This is a genomic window from Micrococcus sp. HG099, from assembly GCF_024723355.1.
Classification (GTDB): Bacteria; Actinomycetota; Actinomycetes; order Actinomycetales; family Micrococcaceae; genus Micrococcus; species Micrococcus endophyticus.
Genome location: NZ_JANQCJ010000289.1, coordinates 1 through 581 on the forward strand (window position 1 = coordinate 1; position 581 = coordinate 581).

The window sequence follows — 581 nt, forward strand, 5'->3', positions numbered from 1 at the left end:
CGCGCCCACCGCGCGGCCTGGCGGCGGGCGGCCTCGGCCACCCGGGCGGCGACCTGCGCGGAGGTCTCGGCGGCCGGGGTGCCGGCGAGCTGGCGGGCCTCCACGGGGCGCACGGTCACCTGCAGGTCAACCCGGTCCAGCAGGGGGCCGGAGAGGCGCTGGCCGTAGCGGCGGCGCTCGATGACGCTGCACCGGCACTCCACGCCGTTGCCGCCGCCCTTGCCGCACGGGCAGGGGTTGGCGGCGAGCACGAGCTGGAACCGGGCCGGGTAGGCCACGGTGCCGCGCGCCCGGTGCAGCAGCACCTCCCCGGACTCCAGGGGCTGGCGCAGGGACTCCAGGGCGCGCCGTTCGAACTCGGGGGCCTCGTCCAGGAAGAGGACGCCGCCGTGGGCGAGGGAGACGGCACCGGGGCGGGCCAGGTTGGCCCCGCCGCCCACCAGCGCGGCCATGGACGCCGAATGGTGGGGCGCCTCGAACGGCGGCGTGCGGTCCAGGTCGCCCGCCGCGCGGGTGCCCGCCGAGCCCTGCCCGACGCCGCGCCGGGCGAGGGCGTCCGCGCCGCGCAGGGAGCGCAGGGC

General features: G+C 80.2%; 1 protein-coding gene. It reads right to left on the bottom strand.

Annotated elements, in window-relative coordinates:
• Nucleotides 1-581 (bottom strand): ATP-binding protein (locus NWP10_RS12270; RefSeq protein WP_258301089.1); only part of this gene is annotated, 581 nt, incomplete at both ends.